We start from the raw sequence: 17,752 nt of genomic DNA on the forward strand, positions 1-17,752 counted from the left end.
GCGGACACCCTTGCCTTAAGCTAACGTTTACTGCTACCTTCAACGTTCGGGACTTTCACCCTATAGACATTGCCCATGCCGGGCACACATAAAAATCCTCACTGGGTTTCCAGTGAGGATTACTGGTCGGGATGACAGGACTTGAACCTGCGACCTCACGCTCCCGAAGCGTGCGCTCTAGCCAAACTGAGCTACATCCCGTCAAACTACAATTATTATTATGCTACAAAATTAGCCTAATGTCAATATATACTACCATTGGTAAAAAAGTGCCTTTTAGGTTAATATGCTCTGCCAAACTGAGCTACATCCCGTTGACGCATATAATATTATGCACCAATAATATCTAAAAGTCAACATTAAATTAATATATTTTTTATTAAGGGTACCTCTGCGGTACCCTTGCATTAATAACCCACCGTTTTTTCCACCATATCCTGATCCTCTGCTGTCTTTACACCTGCCGCTAGGCTATGGTTATTACTTTTCCCGTTCCCATTTTTTCTACTATCTCAAACATGTTGCTGACTTTTCCCACTGCCAGCTGTTCCTTAATTTTATAGTAATCCAAACACGTACCGCAGGCCAGTATTTCGGTGCCCTTTTGCTGCAGCGCCAGTAAATCTTCCACCATTTTGCAGCCTGAACAAGCCAGCTTCACCCCAGAGTTCATAAATATCAGCGCCGCCGGGGCTGGTTTAGTTTCTTTAATCGATGCGAAAAAACTTTTCATTAAAGTGTACCCCAGTTCCGGTGAGCCCTGGCCCAAGGAGTCGGTGGTGATTAAGTATATTGTACCGCCGGCAGGCACACAGGAAATCACCTCATCTGATTCTGCTTCCGTTTGAACACCTTCCCCCTTGGTAATGGTAATGATAAATTTATTGTCCTTTTCGGCAACGGAAACATCATACCCGGCATTTTGGGCAAACCTAGTTACATTTTCTTTGGCCACCTGGTTATCTACAATAGAAACCACCACGCCGGATTCTATTTCATCCAGTGCCCTTTTGGTATTAATCACCGGCTGCGGGCAGGCCAAACCGCAGTTGTTTACTTCTTTGTTCACAATTTAACCTCCCTCTATTTAACTTTAATCAACTGTCCCCCGCCGGAAGTAACCCGGCCTACGGTAACTGCATCAACCTGACTTTCCTTTAACAAGTTTAAAAGCCGGTCTGCTTTATGCTCCGGCACGCTAATTAACAATCCCCCGGATGTCTGCGGGTCAAACATTATGTCCTGCATTTCCCGGGGTACAGAATCAGCAAAGGTTACGCCATCTCCCAAATGCTGACGGTTGTTATATGCCCCAGCAGGTATCATGCCCATCTGGGCCAATTCAATTACACCGGGAATCACCGGGCATTCCGAGGACCAGAATTCCATTGCTGCATTACTGGCCCTGGCCATTTCCGCCGCATGCCCCAGCAGGCCAAAACCGGTTATATCCGTACAGGCATTTACTCCCACTTTATTCATCACTTGACCGGCTTTATTATTTAACATAGCCATATACTTGACAGCCAGTGATGAAGTTTCTTGTGATGCCAAGTTACCCTTCACAGCAGTGTTAACAATTCCCGTGCCCAGGGGTTTAGTCAGCACCAGTACATCGCCGGGCAAAGCCCCACCGTTAGACAGCATCCTATCCGGATGCACCAGGCCAGTAACAGCCAGGCCATATTTGGGTTCGTCATCTTCTACCGAATGCCCACCTGCTATTACCGCCCCGGCTTCGCTCACTTTATCTGCTCCGCCCCGCAGAATTTCCTCTAGTACAGCTGTATCCAAGCAGTTGGGAAAGCAGACTATATTTAACGCCATCACCGGGCGCCCGCCCATGGCATAAACATCGCTTAAAGCATTGGCAGCAGCAATTTGCCCAAAAATATACGGATCATCCACCATGGGAGGAAAAAAGTCCAAGGTTTGTATAATGGCTGTATCATCAGTTATGCGATATACCGCTGCATCATCGGAATTTTCAAGCCCCACCATCAGGTTGGGGTCGTCTATCTTCGGCAATTGTCGCAGCACCTGCGACAGGGTCTCCGGCCCTATTTTTGCCGCTCACCCAGAGGCTTTGGTCATCTGGGTTAATTTAGCTTCTTTTGCCGACACAGGCCACACCCCCTATCTTCTAAAAGTATTTTTATTTCTAGTTGAAATTATCCTTTATTTCTTATATTCTATTTGGTAATACTTTTTTACATTGTGCTTTTGTTAACTGTTGGTTATGAAGGTGTGTCATCTGCATATGGAAACGAGTTATTGGTTAAACTACTTTGAGAATGCCGGAGTATTATACAACTATAAGGTGGGTTGCAAACATGAAAAACGTTTCACCTAATTGGTTTAAGCACTTGACGGCAGAAGAGGCCATTGCCTATGTTGAAGATTCACCCTTTGGTAAGGATTGGGAAGGTAATTTTTTAGAGTTACAGGCATTGAGTTGGGACGCAAACAGCGGTATGCTGGAATTTTTTGACGGTCGTTATCGAAATATTGTACGTTTTCAAGCTAATGGAACTATTCGCCACATTGGTGATAACAACCCGTTAAACATGGTGGAGGCAGCATTGGCCGAGCAAAGGAGAAAAAAGAACCGTTCACCGGCTTAACCGCTTAAAAGGACTTGTTTCCAGTGGAAACAAGTCCTTTTAAGTTAATTTCCCTGCAAAATGCTGCGGTTCTAAAACCGGTGGTCTCTGTAACGCTTGTTTGTAAAATTCCTGTTTCTAAGTATGGGATTGGACCAGGGAATTTCCGCGGGAAAATCAATTTGATTTGACTGTTCATCAAAGAGCCGCGGATATTTCTGCCAGTTTACATCACCGGTACAGTACACCACCGGTTCTGTACCTTCTTCAAAGGCTGCCTTTATTACACCGGTGCTGGCCGGTGACGCCAGCAGGCCATCTCTGGTACACACTTCTTTAAACACAATACCCTTGGGCACTGTAAATTCTTTTTGGGGCTTATCACTTAATGCTTTGCTCATGAAAAGTTCCCAAATAGGCCCCGCTTTTTGCCCCCCGGTGCCAACGATCCTGACCTGTCCTTTTTCATCCTTATCATATCCCACATAAACTGCTGCCACCAGTTCCGGAGTATAACCCACAAACCAGGCATCGTGATAGTTATCAGTGGTGCCTGTTTTTCCCGCTGCCGGGCGGTTAATATTTAAGTTTGAAGCTGTTCCTCCCGGCTCAAATACACTTTTCAGCATGTCAGTAATGATATAGGCATGTTTTTCATCCATCACCCTGGACAGCTTACTGCGGCGGCTTACCAGCACCTGCCCCCTGCTGTCCTTTACCCGGGTAAAATATATCGGTTCGGCCAGTATCCCACCGCCGGCAAATACCGCATAGGCGTTGGCCAGCTCCATAGGGGTTACTTCCGATGTTCCCAAGGCCAGGGATGGGTAAGCCTTTAACTGGCTCTTTATACCCAGGCGCCTGGCTAAGTCCGCCACAACCCTGGGGCCAATTTGAACATTCAGCTGTACCGCCACCACATTATCCGATATTTTTAAGGCTTCTTTCAGCGTAAAGTACCGGTTATGGTAGCCGCCCCCGTAATCAGTGGGTTTGTAAGGTTTGTTATCAAACTGCGGGTATTCAACCGGCCCGCAAAAAAAAGTGCTGGCCGCCGTAAACCCGTGTTCCAGGGCTGCAGCATAAACAAAGGGTTTAAAGGCGGAACCGGGCTGCCGGGCGGCTAAGGCCCGGTTGTACTGGCTTTGGCTGTAATCTTTTCCCCCCACCATGGCCACCACATACCCGTTGGCAGGATTAATGGCCACCAGGGCAGCCTGCAGCTCATCATCTTCATTTTTTAACCGCATATCTACCGCTTCCTCTGCCGCCTTCTGCATATCCAAATCCAAAGTAGTTTCTATTTCCAATCCCCCGGTATACAAAATATCCTTCCCGCCGGGCAGTACTTCATCCAGCTGTTTCAGCAGTTGGGCGATAAAATACCCCGCTTCGCCGGCGTGAGGCGGTACCGGCACTATATTTACGGGTTCATTTTGGGCCTTCTTTAACGTCTTCTCATCTATGAAATTAAGCTCGTACATTCTTTTTAATACAGTTTTCTGCCTTTTACGAGCTGCTTCAATGTTACCGGGGTCGGAATAGATACTGGGTGCTTTTACAAAACCGGCCAGCATGGCACTTTCCGCCGCTGTCAAATCTTTAGCCCTTTTATTAAAAAATTTACCGGCTGCCGCTTCAACACCGTAGCACCCCCGGCCAAAATACACCGTATTTAAATATTTATTTAAAATTTCATCTTTTGTATAGTAACGTTCCAGCAGTATGGCATAGTACATTTCTTTAACTTTTCGAGACAAGGTGCGCTGGTGACTGAGGTATAAATTTTTGGCCAGCTGCTGGGTAATGGTACTGCCCCCTTCCACCAGTTTCCCGGCCCTGATATTGTGATACACAGCCCTTAATAAACCAACGGGATCTACACCCGGGTGTTTATAAAACCGGGCATCTTCCACCGCTACAATGGCCTGCCTCATATACGGCGATATCTCTTCCAGCTTGACGGGAATGCGGTTGTATTCACCAATGGTGGTAATTAACCGGCCGGATGAATCCAGCACCCGGGATGCCACCGGCACTTTAGGTTCAGGCAGCCCGGTTTGCAAACTGCAGCCCACCAGTGTTAACAAACAAAAAATTGTTATTAAAAAAACGGGCAATCTTCTGCTCTGTTCCACTGGCTCACCCCTCATCTACAACACCTAAAGGATAAAGGACGCAGTTACTGCGCCCTTTACTGTACAGGGTATCAATACCGCCGGTTCCTTTTTGCAACGCTGGCCGTTAACCGCCAGTGCTTACCTCACTAAGCCTTTATAGAAGCAAATACGTGATTACCTATCCTAGTTATAACAGGCAGAGTTCGAATCCACGTGTCTGAACTGGCATTGGGGTTATAAAAAAACAGCGCACCATTGGTGGGATCATCACCCTTTAATGCCTGTATTGCCGCCAGTTTAGAGCTTTTGTCCGGTTTTAGATTTATTGACCCGTCACCCACCGGGCTAAATTGATATACGCGATGGTTTTTTTGCATAATCACTTCTTTAATGGTATGAGGAAAATAAGGGCTTTTAAGGCGGTTTAATATCACCGCCCCCACTGCCACTTTACCCACAAAACTTTCACCGCGGGCTTCGGCATGAATCAACCGGGCCAATAAATCAACTTCTTCCAGTGAAATGTTAACTTTACTCCTGGATATCACCGCCACTGCCGGTGGATTTTCTAAAGGTAAATATAACTTCTGCCCCACCAAAATGGTAGTGTTATCCAAGCCATTATAACGCATCAGTGATGCAACAGTTAGATTAAACTTCCTGCTAATTCCGTAAAGGGTGTCTCCCTCCTGCACTATATATGACATGTCTGGATTAGATGGTTCTCCTTGGGCCACCTGGGTGGCAATAGTGTCCGAACCCTCACCGGCCATTGCTGCCCCGGTCAGCACCGCTGTGACCGTCATCATCACTGTCAATGAAACGGCGAGCATACGGATTTTTTTGTACATTTTTTCCTCCTTTTCCCGGCTACGAGTTATATTTTGTCAATATAAGCTTATCCATATACATGAAAATTTAACCATAAAAAAACCGCTTCCATTAGCGGATGCGGTTTTGTGTATCAACAGCGCCCCGATGCCTAACCCTATTCCACCATACAACGCTCCTTTTTGCAGGGTTTTAACATTTTTCAGGGGCAATGGCCTTTAAGTCAACGGGAGTGGTAACAAAGGTGGCGATGCTTATACCAGTTTTGTGTTTGTGCTCTCATAATGATTGTAGTATCTCTCTTGATAATCATTTTATTCGCCGGCTGCCGGTCTGCCCTGAAAAAGTCGTCCTGCTGATCCCGGCAGTATCTGCCACCGCTTAAAAAAAAGGAGCGGCTAAACAGCCACCCCTTACCTGCTTTCAATTCTTTTTAAATAGCGTATATTGTTGTCAACCAACAGCCGGTAAAACTTGCACATTTGAAACAGCCTTGACGCCGTGCGCTCGCCCAGGTGTTCCGAAAGTTCCGCCACAGATAAATTGGTGGTAATAACCGTTGGTAATTGATAATTAAGCCGGTAATTAATAATGGAATATAATTTATTGATTGTCCACTGGGTGTAATTGTGCACTCCCAGGTCATCCAGTATCAACAGGGGGATCTCCCTGGCAGCATCAATTATGCTTTGCTCAGTTAATTCTCTGTGCTGGATGTCATAGGTAGCCCGGATTTTATCCAGCAAATCGGGCACCACCACAAATAATACCTGCCCCCCTTTTTCCAGCACGGCATTGGCTATGGCACAGGCTAAAAAAGTTTTACCGCTTCCCACCGGGCCGGTAAACAGCAGTCCTTCGGTATGGCGGTTTTGTAAAAACTTATCCACAAATTCCCGGGCTGCTTTATAGGTTATCTGGGCTGTTTGGGCATAACTAACTCCTTTAACCTTATCAAACTTGTCCGGGGAATAATATTTAAAATCAAAGTTTTCAAAGGTAAAACCCCTCATTAAAGGCGTTAAACCGGATTGGGCATAGGCCGCTTCCTTTATTTTATCCCGCACGCAGGCACATCGCACTGCCTTATCACCCTTCATCACCAACCCGGTACCACCACAGTAACGGCACTCAGCCATTTTACCACCTCGGTTAACTCATCAAAAGCGCGTCATACAGCTTTTTGCGCTCTTTATCACTTTCCGCTGCCATTCTTTTCTCCTGGCTTTTTCTGCTGCCGGAATAACCGCGACCGATCCGGCGCTTTTTGAATTCCTCATCATACCGGTTAATATCATGCAGGGTACGCAAATTATTTTTCCGCCACTCCATTAAAATCGCATCTATATAACGGAAATTGCTTTTACCCAGCAGCACTGCCCGGCGCAGCGCTTCTATAATTAATACACTGTCTATTTCATCCATCCAGTGGCGGATGCGCTCCACCTCCATCGGTGATAACGGCCGGGCAAATTCCCGTTCAAAAAGGGCACATATATTCAAAACCTGTCCCTTCGGTTGGTCTTCCCTCAGCGGTGACTTGCTTTCCTTTACTGGCAGTTGATCAGCGGATCTGTATTGATGCAATCTGTCCAAAATGTTTTTGGTTTCTTCTATTTCCTTCACCTTATCACAAGCCCACAGCTCGGATAATTTCTCATACAGCGGCTCAAAATCAAGCCCATCCACCACCATATCCTTACCAAAATCATAATACTGGGTGATGGAAAGCAGTTCTTTATCCAACAAACTATCTATTAAATACTGCACCTGCTCGGCCCCACCGTTTACATATGGATCAAGTTCTTCCGCTGTGGGAAAAAGATTTTTTTCCTCGGTGCGCAGCCTGAGCAGCTGAATTAATAACATCATTTCACTGTCAGTAATATCCAGTTTAGTATAATATTTAAGCAGGAGGTTAGGCACACTGGTGGAGCCGGTCACCAGCAAATCTGCTCCAAAAGCGGCAGTAATATTACCTGCCCGGTATTTTTTGACAGCCTTATTTTTCAATGTCATAACTCAGTCACCTCCCTAAAAAGCAACATATATATTTTATGGTACAAAAGGTTAATTTGTCCATAGGATATATTTGCTATCAGGTGCCGTCTAGGAAACTGCTCTGGGCTTACGTCCACTATACACAGTTATATCCTGTCCCAGGCCCTTTAACATTGACCAAGCCTCGGAAATTCCCTCCCCCAGCTGGGATAAACCGTGGGCATCGGAACCCAGGGTGAATATTTTTACACCGCATTTTATGGCCAGATTCAACAATTGGGAACCGGGATGAAATTCCCGGTGGCCGCGGCGCCTGCTGGATGTATTTATTTCTAACCCCATGTTGAATTGGGAAATTTTTTTCAATATCGGTTCTACCACATCACGGCGAACCAATTCAATTTCCGGGCCCAGGTACTGCAAACCATAGCGGCGGTATAAATCAATATGCCCAACACAATCAAATAACTTTGTCTTTACCATTTGCTCTATTAAATAGTAATAATCTTGAATCACTTGTTCCACCGTTTTCCCAGCAAAATAACTACCACTCTCCACCCGGTTGGAAATAGCACAATGGTTCAAACAGTGTACAGAACCTAAAATATAATCAAAGGGATAGGAATTTACCAACCGCTCGATGGTGCTTTCCAACCCAAGGTCATAGCCAATTTCCACCCCCGCCTTTACCTTTAAACCAAGGGGAGTATATTTAACCCTGGCCCTTTCTATTTCTTCAAAATAGCAATCAATCCACTGCCAACATTCCATAGGATGTATGACACCATTTAACCTTACAAACCAGTCCTTTTGCCTGCGCACCGGGTCGCATTCAAAATGGGGGGTAAAACATATTTCCGCAAGGTTTAATTCTACCGCCCGGTTGCAAAACATATCAATGGAATGCTGCTGGGCATCAATAGAATAATTGGGATGCACGTGATAATCCACTAAAATTTTATATACCTCCTAATCCGGTAGTATATTTTTAAAAGAATCAAATATTAAATATATAATATATCCCAAATACGTATTGACTTATTTCTAAACCGGTAATATTATGATTATGAAACAATGTCCATATCAGATAGGGGGAACGTATGATGGATGAAAAATGCACAGGTTGCCAAGACAATCAAAACGGTTCTTGCAGCGCCAGCAGTTGCAGCAGCGGAAACAGCTGCAGTACCGGAAACAGTTGTGCAGGTCCCGAAAAACTAGCCGCCAATGACTCCACCATGGTCGAAAATATCATCGCTATCATGAGCGGTAAGGGTGGTGTCGGCAAATCCTCAGTTACATCTTTAATGGCGGTTAGTTTAGCCAAGCAGGGTTACAAGGTGGGCATACTGGACGCCGACATTACCGGTCCCAGCATTCCGAAAATGTTTGGTGTTATGGATAGACCGGGCAAAGGTACCGGCATAGGCTTTGAACCGCCTAAAAGTCCCATTTTAAACATTAAAATTATGTCCTTAAACCTGCTTTTGGAAAATGAAGATGACCCTGTAATTTGGCGCGGTCCCATTTTGTCCGGTGCTGTTAAACAATTTTGGACAGACGTTGAATGGGGTAAACTGGACTATCTGTTGTTAGACCTGCCTCCGGGCACTGGTGACGTTCCACTGACAGTAATGCAGCAAATCCCGCTTAACGCCCTGGTTATCGTTACATCACCGCAGGATCTGGCTTCCATGGTGGTACGTAAAGCAGTTAAAATGGTAAGCCTTATGGAGCCTCCCATTCCCATCTTAGGTATGGTTGAAAATATGAGCTACTATGTTTGCCCGCACTGCGGTAAAGAATCTCAAATCTTTGGCCAAGGTCACGGTGAAACAGCTGCTAAATTAGGCCTGCCCATGCTGGCTACACTGCCTATTGATCCTAAATTCTCCGAGCTGTGCGACAAGGGTAGAATTGAAGAATACGAAATCGATGCCTTTAAAAATATTCCTGAACTGGTAAAAAAATTGGTTAATAATGCTTCTTAAACCATATTCTATATAAATATTATAATTCCTGTTATATTACATTATCACAGCAAATCTGCCATTAAGTTATACATAAAAAGGGTACACCTGTTAGGTGCGCCCTTTTTCATTAAACCCTTCAGCAGGCAATATCAAGTTAATTTCCTGAATAGAAAAAATATAAATTATCAGCTTTTTTAATGTCTAATATTGAAAATCAATTATATCCCATAGTACTATACCACATATATAAAAAACACGTTTTAAATAATGCTATTTGCAGGAGGGCAAAAAATGCACTGCGAGTATTTGAAAGGATGTCCTTTTTACAACAACAAGATGGATATAGAAAGCGCTTTAGGCAAAATGTACAAAGAAAGATACTGTTTAGGAGATAAAAATAAGTGTGCAAGATACATGATAGCATCTAAACTGGGTAAGCAGTTTGTCCCGGCAGACTTATTTCCTAATATGCACGCAAGGGCAGAACAAATAATTAAAGAAAATTAACCCGGTTAGTGTTACCGTTAAATTAAAGAATAATACCGCAGAAGAATTACTGCGGCATTATTCCACCGGTTTTAATTTTCGCTAAACCCTTTATAGAATTGTTCTTTTTTCAAATACGGATGCACTCCGCGGGGAACATAAGTGGTGTGCAAATATTTTTTGGCCACTTCCGATAAAGGCTGGCCTAAAAATTCCTTATAAATCTGCTGTATCCTGGGGTTTTCATGGGAGTACCTTATTTCTTTGTCCCTGTCTATATTGTATAAAGCATCGGCACGATTATGGCGATAACTTAGAGAAATATATTTATAATCTCTGCCGCCTAAAATAGGCTGTCCTCCACCGCCTACGCATCCACCCGGGCAGGCCATAACTTCCATATAGTCAAAATGCTTTTCCCCGCTTTTAAACAGCTCTAAGGCCTTTTTGGCATTCCCGGTGCCGTGGGCAATTGCTACCGTAATAGTTTTATCGCCAAAAGTTATCGTTCCATATTTTAAACCGCTCTGTCCCCTGGCCTCTTCATAATCCGGAACCGGCATATCTTTGCCGGTTATCAACTTGTGGGCACTGCGCACAGCGGCTTCCAAAACTCCTCCTGTGGCTCCAAATATCATGGCTGCCCCGCTGTATTGGTCAAAGGGTTCATCATATTCTTCATCAGGCAGGTTGGGAAAATCCAAGCCCACCTGCCTGATCATCCGGGCCAATTCCCTTGTGGTCAGTACATAATCAACATTTCTGTACCCATCACACTCCAATTCAGGCCGGGCGGCCTCATATTTTTTGGCCGTGCAGGGCATTATGGCCACATTGACAATTTTTTTCGGATCAAAGCCGTATTTTTTTGCATACCACGATTTAGTTAAAGCACCGCACATGGCGTGGGGAGATTTGGTAGATGATAAATGAGGCAGGAACTCCGGGTAGAAATGCTCGGCAAATTTTACCCAGCCAGGGCAGCAGGAAGAAAGCAGAGGTAACTTATCCGGGTGATGCAGCAGCCTTTCCACCAACTCGCTGCCTTCTTCCATAATAGTTAAATCTGCTGTTACGTCGGTGGCAAAAACCTTATCAAAACCGATTCTTCTGAGGGCGGCCACTAATTTACCGGCCACAAAGGAACCTATGGGCATGCCGAAAACTTCACCGATGGTCACCTGAATAGAAGGCGCGGTTTGCGCAATTACATATTTATCCGGGTCTGAGATTGCTTCCCACACTTCGTTAATATGTTCCTTTTCAGTTAAAGAGCCGGTGGGACAGGCCAGTACACACTGCCCGCACATAATGCAGCTCACTTCAGACAAATCTTTTTGAAATGCGGGGGCAATAACGGTATCCAACCCGCGGTTAATGGGAGTATACACATAGCATTCCTGTATTTTATTGCAGATTGCCATACAGCGGCGGCAGTTAATACACTTATTATAATCCCTTTGAATTGCCGGGTTGTTATCGTGAAAACCATAGTCTTTCATTTCGCCGGTAAAGGGTATATTTCTAATGCCCAAGTCATCGGCTAAATTTTGCAGTTCGCAGTTCAGGTTTCTTATGCAAGTTGTACACTCCCGGTGATGATTAGACAGCAGCAGGCTTACGGCCGTTCTCCTGGCCCGGCGAACCCTTTCGGTGTTGGTTTTAACTTTCAACCCTTCCCTTACCGGGTACACGCAGGAAGCCTGCAGATTGCGGGCCCCCTCGATTTCTACCACACAAACTCTACAAGCACCGATTTCATTAATATCTTTCAAATAACACAAACTGGGAATTTCTATATTCACCATCCGGGCAGCTTCTAAAACACTAATTCCCACCGGTACTTTATAATCTATTCCGTCTATGTTTACTGTCACTGTTTTTTCGGCCAGCTTTTGTTCTTCATTTTCTCTGATGTTTTCCATCTTTTTCACCACCTTTAATGTTTATAAATGGCATTGACAGGACAGCGGGCAATACATGCACCGCACTTAATGCAGACATCCTGATGAATGCGGAAGGGGGGTTTTTTATGTTCCCCTGTAATGGCATTAACGGGACAAATCCGGGCACAAATACCGCAGGCAATGCATTTATCGTCTGAAATTACAACTTTCAACAGGCCGTTACAAACCCCGGCCGGGCAGTACTTATCTTTAATGTGGGCAATATATTCATCCCGGAAAAACTTTAACGTGCTTAATACGGGGTTTGGTGCCGTCTGACCCAAACCGCACAGCGAAGAATCTTTAATTTCATAGCACAGGTTTTCCAGTCTTTCCAGGTCTTCCATTTCTCCCTGGCCGCTGCTTATTTTTTCCAGTATTTCTAATAACCTCTTTGTTCCAATGCTGCAGGGAACACACTTCCCGCAGGACTCATCCTGGGCAAACTCCAGGTAAAAGCGGGCTATATCAACCATACAGTCCGTTTCATCCATCACAATCATGCCGCCGGAGCCCATAATCAATCCTATATCGGTTAAAGATTTAAAATCTATTTCTTTATCCAGCATTTCCGCCGGTAAACATCCTCCCGAAGGGCCGCCGCATTGAACTGCTTTAACATTTTTATCGTTGCTGATGCCGCCGCCGATATCGTATATAATTGTTCTTACTGTAGTACCCATGGGCACTTCAATCAGCCCTGTATTTTTAATCTGCCCGGCCAGGGCGAAAACTTTAGTCCCTTTGCTGTCTTTTGTTCCGATACCGGCAAACCAGCGGGCACCTTTTCTAAGAATAACGGGAATATTGGCATAGGTTTCTACATTGTTATTTAAAGTTGGTTTTTCCCACAGCCCCACTTCTGCCGGGTAAGGCGGCCTTGGCCTCGGTTCCCCCCTAAATCCCATCACCGATTGAATAAGGGCCGTTTCTTCCCCACATACAAAGGCTCCGGCACCAATTCTGATGTCTAGATCAAAATCAAAAGACGAACCCAGTATGTTGGAACCCAAAAGACCAATTCTTCTGGCTTGGTCTATGGCAATTTCCAACCGTTCCACCGCAATGGGATATTCCGCCCTGATATAAACATATCCCTGTTTGGCCCCAATACAGTACCCGGCAATAATCATTGCTTCCAAAATGCTGTGAGGGTCACCTTCCAGAATAGAGCGATCCATAAAGGCCCCCGGGTCACCCTCATCTGCATTACACAGTACAAACTTTTCATCCCCTTCATAAGAAGCGGTATATTCCCATTTCAGTCCGGTGGGGAAACCGGCACCACCGCGCCCGCGCAGCCCCGACTGCTTAATTTCTTCAATTATTTCTTGGGCCGGAATCTTTTTAGTTAAAATATCGGCCAGAGCCATATAACCGTCCAAAGCTATGTATTCCCGTATATCTTCCGGGTTAATAACGCCACAATTTCTAAGGGCTATACGCATTTGATGGTTGAAGAAATCTATTTCATCTATCGTTTTCTGCAGTTCACCTGTTTTTACAGATTTATACAGCAGTTTTTCAACTATTTGACCATTTTCAATATGCTGGTCCAGAATCTCATCCACATCTTCCAATTCAACTTTGGTATAAAAAGTTCTATCGGGGTGAATAACAATTATGGGTCCTAATTTGCAAAAACCAAAACAACCGGTTTTTATTACCTTAACCTTATCTTCCAATTTTCTTTTTCTTATTTCATCTTCCAACTTTTGGTGTATTAACTTGCTTTTGGAAGAAGCACATCCCGTACCGGTGCAGACCAGTATGTGATATTTGGCAATTTCCCTTTCCACAGCGCTATCTTTCAAACGCAGCTTTATACCCGTATAAGTTTCTTCTTTGATTTTTCTTAAATCCTCAATGGACCTGACAGGTGTTAAAGACAACATTATCACCTCCTAGTGAGTTACCCGGGCTTTTTTATCGGCGCTTGTATACTTGTATAGAATGGATGGAATATCGGCCGGTGTAAGCCTGCCGTATATATCGTCATTTATGGTAATAACAGGGGCCAAACCGCAGGCTCCGATACATCTGGTGGCTTTTAAAGTAAACAAATTATCCATGGTGGTTTCCCCTACATCTATTTGCAGTTCTTTTTTAATGGCCTCTAAAATTTCCTGTGCCCCTTTAACATAACAGGCGGTTCCCAGACAGACACTTACTGTGTATTTTCCCTGCGGCTCTTGGGAAAACAAAGAGTAAAAACTTACCACACCGTTTACGGTGGAAATGGGAATATCAAGTTTCTCTGCAATATAAGCCTGTACTTTTAAGGGCAGATATCCAAAAACCTCTTGAGATTTTTGTAAAATACGAATAAGCATGCCCCGCTGTTCTTTATATTGAGCAATAATTTTATCTAACTTTCTAAAGTTTTCTGCTTCGTATTTTTCAATATCAACCTCCATCAGCAGTATGCCACCTCACTTTTCGTTAATATTGGGAATTCCACACTAGTATTTTCCTGCTCGGTGAACATTATTCACCGGGAATTATCTACCCTTTTGGTTTTTTGTAAGTTAAATGTGAGGGGAAAGATATTCTAAGTGAGTATTCGAAAAGGGGTACGAAAAACACGAGAAGTTCAAGGCGGCGAAGGATTTGATACGAAAATACGTGAGGAACGCAGAAGCATGAAGGTGGAGAATATAGTGAAGAATATAAGATATTAAAGGCGTTTAATTTTAATTTAAAGAGCGGCAGCAAAATGATGAACAGTCCCAGCGGTTTACCGGTAAGGTTACCGTGAAGGCTGACACCCTTTACCCAGGCCCAAAATATTATCTTACTAAACCCGGCAGTATTTGCATACCGCTCACCAAGTTCTTGCCGCCGGCCGAACTAGCACTCAGCCCCCCGGCGTCTTTTAATCATTAAATTCATCAATTTATTGGCCATAAAATTGATAACAAATATCAACATTATCAGCACTGCGGCAGTGGCATAGGCTTTTTCAAAGGATATACCCTCCGAAGCTAAAACAAACAGGTGTACAGAAAGGGTGCGGGCCGGGTCCCATACGGATGAAGGAATTATAAATCCCGACGTTCCTGCGGTAAGGTAAACCGCCGCCGTTTCCCCCACCACCCTGCCAATACCGAGAATAATTCCGGTAACTATTCCGGGCAGCGCACTGGGCAGTACGATTTTATAAACAGTCTGCCAGCGGGTGGCTCCCAAAGCCAAACTGCCCTCCCGGTAAGACTGGGGAACGGATTTAATTGCTTCCTCGGTGGTTCTTACAATGGTAGGCAGTATCATAAAAGCCACCGTTAACCCACCGGAAATTATACTCCAACCCCATTCCAGGAAAATTACAAAAAACAGGAAGCCAAACAAACCAAACACGATGGAAGGAATTCCGGCCAAAGTTTCCGTGAAAAAACGGATGGTACTCACCAGTTTCCCCTTACGGGTGTACTCAGTGAGATAAATTCCCGCCATCACACCTATGGGAGTGGCCACCGCCAGCGCCACCGCCACCAGATAAACGGTACCTACAATGGCCGGTAAAACCCCCCCCTCTTTACCCATCTTTTTGGGGGCTTGGGTTAAAAACTCCCAGTTGATTCCAAATATTCCCTGGCTGATAATATGAAATAGAATGAGAAACAAAATGCCCAGTGTTAAAATTACTGCCAACCACAGGGAGGCCCGGGCCAACTTTTCTTCGATTAATACTGATTTTCTCACCGGTCATCACCTACCCGTTTAGGAATCAACAGTACCATTGAATTTAATATCATAATTACTACAAAGAGAACCATACCGGCGGCAAATAAAGCCTGGGAATGCTCACCGGCGGCATAGCCCATTTCAATGGCAATATGGGCGGTTAAAGTCCTTACCATGTCTAACATTGAGCCGGGTATCACGGTGGCATTGCCGGCCACCAGTATTACCGCCATGGTTTCACCGACGGCCCTCCCCATCCCCAAAACCACTGCTGTAAGAATACCGGACCGGGCCGCCGGCAGGATTACCTTTTTAATGGTTTGCCAATGGGTAGCCCCCAAAGCAAAGGAACCCTCTTTGTACTCCCGGGGCACCGCCCGGATAGAATCCTCCGATATATTTATTACTGTGGGTAATATCATTATTGCCAGTACAATAGAAGCAGCCAGCACCGACATACCCCGGCCGCCCAGGTGTTGTTGAATCAGAGGGACCAGCACCATCAAGCCCCAAAACCCGTAAACCACTGAGGGAATTCCGGCCAAAAGTTCGATACCCGGTCGTACAATTTTGATTACCCACTTGGGAGCAAACTCAGCCAAAAACACAGCACATCCTACACCCAGCGGTACACCTAAAATAATTGCCCCAAAGGTAACCAAGAAGGAACCCACAATCATTGGCAAAATTCCAAACTGCACCGGGTAGGCCAGCGGCTTCCATTCTAGATTGAACAAAAAATGACCCAGCCCGTATTTTTGAATTACCGGCCACCCCTGGGCAAAGATAAAAACAGAAATAAGCAGGACCACCAAAACGGCAGCTGCTGCACTGGCCAATAAAGCCTTTTCAATTATTTTTTCCCACCAGTTTCTTAACTTATTATTCATGGCTATCCCTTCCCAAGTATAATGCACGGTAGAAAGGCGGCCTGTATGACCACCTTTCCCTTGCGTTGGTTTATTTTATTTTACTTATCCACCCGGACATAATTTTCCGCCACAATGTCCTGGGCCTCGGGGGTGAATACCCAATCAATATATTCTTTAATAATGCCCTTCGGTTCCCCTTTGGTCAGATACAGGAAGGGGCGGGCAATTTTGTATCTGCCCTGCAAAATATTTTCCGCGGTTGGCTCCACCCCATCAATTTTAACCGGGCGAACGCTGTCATCCAAGTAACCCAAAGACAGGTAACCAATGGCATATTCATCATTGGCAACGGTGGTACGCACTGCACCGTTGGAAGACTGAATAGCGGCACCGGCAGTCAGTTCTGCTTCTTTTTCCTGGCCGTTCTCTTTGTACTTCATTACCAAGTGGGTAAATGCACTGCGGGTACCGGATCCCTCTTCACGGGAAACCACGTTAATGCCGGCATCGGGGCCGCCAACTTCGCTCCAGTTGGTAATTTCACCGCACATAATTTTTCGCACCTGTTCTACAGTCAAACTTTCAACAGCGGTATTTTTAGCATTAACCACCACTGCAATACCGTCAACGGCAATCTTATGTTCAACCAAACCTTGATCCTGCTCGGATTCTTTTAGATTACGGGATGCAGCACCAATTTCAGCAGCCCCCGTTATCGCCGCCTTAATGCCGGCAGAAGAACCGCCGCCCTGCACGTGGATGATAACGCCGGGATGTTTCTCCATAAATGCATCCTTCAATTCTTCAGACAGGGGCTGTACTGATGTGGAGCCGGCAATGGTAATCGTGCCGGTTAACTCATTACTGCCGCCCTCTTTTTGGGTATTTCCAACCTTTTCTCCACCGCAGCCCACCAAAACCAATGATACGGCCAACACCAGCACCAGTACCGATACTACACTTAAATTCCTTTTGAACATTAAAAATCCTCCTCTTTATTAAATTTAATTTTAGGTGATTGTTTTATTTAAGTTAATTTATTTTTTCCGCCCATCGCCTTTCATTATTATCACCAACAATGTTACCTCTAACCTGTTAAGAAGCAGTTACCCATTGGTAAACCTATGGTTAAACATTTATAAAATATTTGTTAATAGTAAAATTTTCACTGCACCCCCTTAATTTCAAACTATGGTACGTATAACCAGTGGGTAAGTGGCAGGAGTTTATGGTTAG

Annotated in this window: 16 protein-coding genes and 1 tRNA gene; 3 read left to right on the top strand and 14 right to left on the bottom strand. The window is 44.8% G+C overall.

Annotated features, from left to right (window positions below; genetic code table 11):
- Nucleotides 1-123: 123 nt before the first annotated feature.
- The 3 genes from JOC37_RS09835 to selD form a co-directional block, all read right to left on the bottom strand.
- Nucleotides 124-201, bottom strand: a tRNA-Pro gene (locus JOC37_RS09835).
- A gap of 265 nt (nt 202-466) precedes the next feature.
- On the bottom strand, nt 467-1,069 hold the full coding sequence (gene yedF, locus JOC37_RS09840; protein WP_204618476.1) for a sulfurtransferase-like selenium metabolism protein YedF: 603 nt from the start codon (nt 1,067-1,069) through the stop codon (nt 467-469).
- A 14-nt stretch (nt 1,070-1,083) separates the two neighbouring features.
- On the bottom strand, nt 1,084-2,094 hold the full coding sequence (gene selD / locus JOC37_RS09845; RefSeq protein ID WP_204618554.1) for a selenide, water dikinase SelD: 1,011 nt from the start codon (nt 2,092-2,094) through the stop codon (nt 1,084-1,086).
- Nucleotides 2,095-2,333: 239 nt separating this feature from the next.
- Between selD and JOC37_RS09850 the strand changes: the two genes are divergently transcribed.
- Complete coding sequence (locus tag JOC37_RS09850) at nt 2,334-2,624, top strand: hypothetical protein (RefSeq protein WP_204618478.1); 291 nt, start codon at nt 2,334-2,336, stop codon at nt 2,622-2,624.
- A 71-nt stretch (nt 2,625-2,695) separates the two neighbouring features.
- Here JOC37_RS09850 and JOC37_RS09855 read toward each other — a convergent pair whose 3' ends face one another.
- From JOC37_RS09855 to JOC37_RS09875, 5 genes are all read right to left on the bottom strand, one after another.
- A complete protein-coding gene (locus JOC37_RS09855; protein ID WP_204618480.1) occupies nt 2,696-4,741 on the bottom strand; it encodes a PBP1A family penicillin-binding protein in 2,046 nt (681 codons plus the stop codon).
- Nucleotides 4,742-4,869: 128 nt separating this feature from the next.
- Nucleotides 4,870-5,574 carry a cell wall hydrolase gene (locus JOC37_RS09860; protein WP_204618482.1) on the bottom strand — a complete coding sequence of 235 codons (705 nt, stop codon included), beginning with the start codon at nt 5,572-5,574 and terminating at the stop codon, nt 4,870-4,872.
- A 393-nt stretch (nt 5,575-5,967) separates the two neighbouring features.
- Nucleotides 5,968-6,693: an ATP-binding protein gene (locus JOC37_RS09865; protein WP_204618484.1), complete on the bottom strand. Its 726-nt coding sequence runs from the start codon at nt 6,691-6,693 to the stop codon at nt 5,968-5,970.
- A gap of 13 nt (nt 6,694-6,706) precedes the next feature.
- Nucleotides 6,707-7,573 carry a DnaD domain-containing protein gene (locus JOC37_RS09870; RefSeq protein WP_204618486.1) on the bottom strand — a complete coding sequence of 289 codons (867 nt, stop codon included), beginning with the start codon at nt 7,571-7,573 and terminating at the stop codon, nt 6,707-6,709.
- Nucleotides 7,574-7,663: 90 nt separating this feature from the next.
- Entirely contained in the window at nt 7,664-8,506 is an 843-nt protein-coding gene (locus JOC37_RS09875; protein WP_338017372.1) for a histidinol-phosphatase, read from the bottom strand.
- 152 nt (nt 8,507-8,658) lie between these two features.
- Here JOC37_RS09875 and JOC37_RS09880 point away from each other — a divergent pair, with 152 nt between their 5' ends.
- Entirely contained in the window at nt 8,659-9,546 is an 888-nt protein-coding gene (locus JOC37_RS09880; RefSeq protein ID WP_204618488.1) for an Mrp/NBP35 family ATP-binding protein, read from the top strand.
- Between the two features lie 273 nt (nt 9,547-9,819).
- Entirely contained in the window at nt 9,820-10,035 is a 216-nt protein-coding gene (locus JOC37_RS09885; RefSeq protein WP_204618490.1) for a hypothetical protein, read from the top strand.
- Nucleotides 10,036-10,106: 71 nt separating this feature from the next.
- Here the strand turns inward: JOC37_RS09885 and JOC37_RS09890 are convergent, their stop codons facing one another.
- The 6 genes from JOC37_RS09890 to JOC37_RS09915 all read right to left on the bottom strand — a co-directional run bounded on the left by JOC37_RS09890 (nt 10,107) and on the right by JOC37_RS09915 (nt 17,496).
- Nucleotides 10,107-11,939, bottom strand: a complete 1,833-nt coding sequence (locus JOC37_RS09890) for an NADH-dependent [FeFe] hydrogenase, group A6 (RefSeq protein ID WP_204618492.1) — start codon at nt 11,937-11,939, stop codon at nt 10,107-10,109.
- Nucleotides 11,940-11,953: 14 nt separating this feature from the next.
- Nucleotides 11,954-13,852 (bottom strand): NADH-ubiquinone oxidoreductase-F iron-sulfur binding region domain-containing protein, encoded by a 1,899-nt coding sequence (locus JOC37_RS09895; RefSeq protein WP_238480863.1) that lies wholly within the window; start codon nt 13,850-13,852, stop codon nt 11,954-11,956.
- A gap of 12 nt (nt 13,853-13,864) precedes the next feature.
- Nucleotides 13,865-14,377, bottom strand: coding sequence for an NADH-quinone oxidoreductase subunit NuoE (gene nuoE, locus JOC37_RS09900; RefSeq protein ID WP_204618497.1), 513 nt, complete (start codon nt 14,375-14,377; stop codon nt 13,865-13,867).
- A gap of 433 nt (nt 14,378-14,810) precedes the next feature.
- Complete coding sequence (pstA, locus tag JOC37_RS09905; protein WP_204618499.1) at nt 14,811-15,662, bottom strand: phosphate ABC transporter permease PstA; 852 nt, start codon at nt 15,660-15,662, stop codon at nt 14,811-14,813.
- On the bottom strand, nt 15,659-16,534 hold the full coding sequence (pstC, locus tag JOC37_RS09910; protein WP_204618501.1) for a phosphate ABC transporter permease subunit PstC: 876 nt from the start codon (nt 16,532-16,534) through the stop codon (nt 15,659-15,661). The genes pstA and pstC overlap by 4 nt, the downstream gene beginning before the upstream one ends.
- Nucleotides 16,535-16,614: 80 nt before the next feature.
- A complete protein-coding gene (locus JOC37_RS09915) occupies nt 16,615-17,496 on the bottom strand; it encodes a phosphate ABC transporter substrate-binding protein (protein ID WP_204618503.1) in 882 nt (293 codons plus the stop codon).
- Nucleotides 17,497-17,752: the final 256 nt, after the last annotated feature.

Origin of the sequence: Desulforadius tongensis (assembly GCF_016907915.1) — a bacterium.
Classification (GTDB): Bacteria; Bacillota; Desulfotomaculia; order Desulfotomaculales; family Desulfohalotomaculaceae; genus Desulforadius; species Desulforadius tongensis.

Coding starts and splice junctions, on each gene's coding strand:
- JOC37_RS09850 (WP_204618478.1), top strand. CDS start 2,334: ATGAAAAACGTTTCACCTAATTGGTTTAAGCACTTGACGGCAGAAGAG.
- JOC37_RS09860 (WP_204618482.1), bottom strand. CDS start 5,574: ATGTACAAAAAAATCCGTATGCTCGCCGTTTCATTGACAGTGATGATG.
- JOC37_RS09865 (WP_204618484.1), bottom strand. CDS start 6,693: ATGGCTGAGTGCCGTTACTGTGGTGGTACCGGGTTGGTGATGAAGGGT.
- JOC37_RS09870 (WP_204618486.1), bottom strand. CDS start 7,573: ATGACATTGAAAAATAAGGCTGTCAAAAAATACCGGGCAGGTAATATT.
- JOC37_RS09880 (WP_204618488.1), top strand. CDS start 8,659: ATGGATGAAAAATGCACAGGTTGCCAAGACAATCAAAACGGTTCTTGC.
- JOC37_RS09885 (WP_204618490.1), top strand. CDS start 9,820: ATGCACTGCGAGTATTTGAAAGGATGTCCTTTTTACAACAACAAGATG.
- JOC37_RS09890 (WP_204618492.1), bottom strand. CDS start 11,939: ATGGAAAACATCAGAGAAAATGAAGAACAAAAGCTGGCCGAAAAAACA.
- nuoE (WP_204618497.1), bottom strand. CDS start 14,377: ATGGAGGTTGATATTGAAAAATACGAAGCAGAAAACTTTAGAAAGTTA.
- pstC (WP_204618501.1), bottom strand. CDS start 16,534: ATGAATAATAAGTTAAGAAACTGGTGGGAAAAAATAATTGAAAAGGCT.
- JOC37_RS09915 (WP_204618503.1), bottom strand. CDS start 17,496: ATGTTCAAAAGGAATTTAAGTGTAGTATCGGTACTGGTGCTGGTGTTG.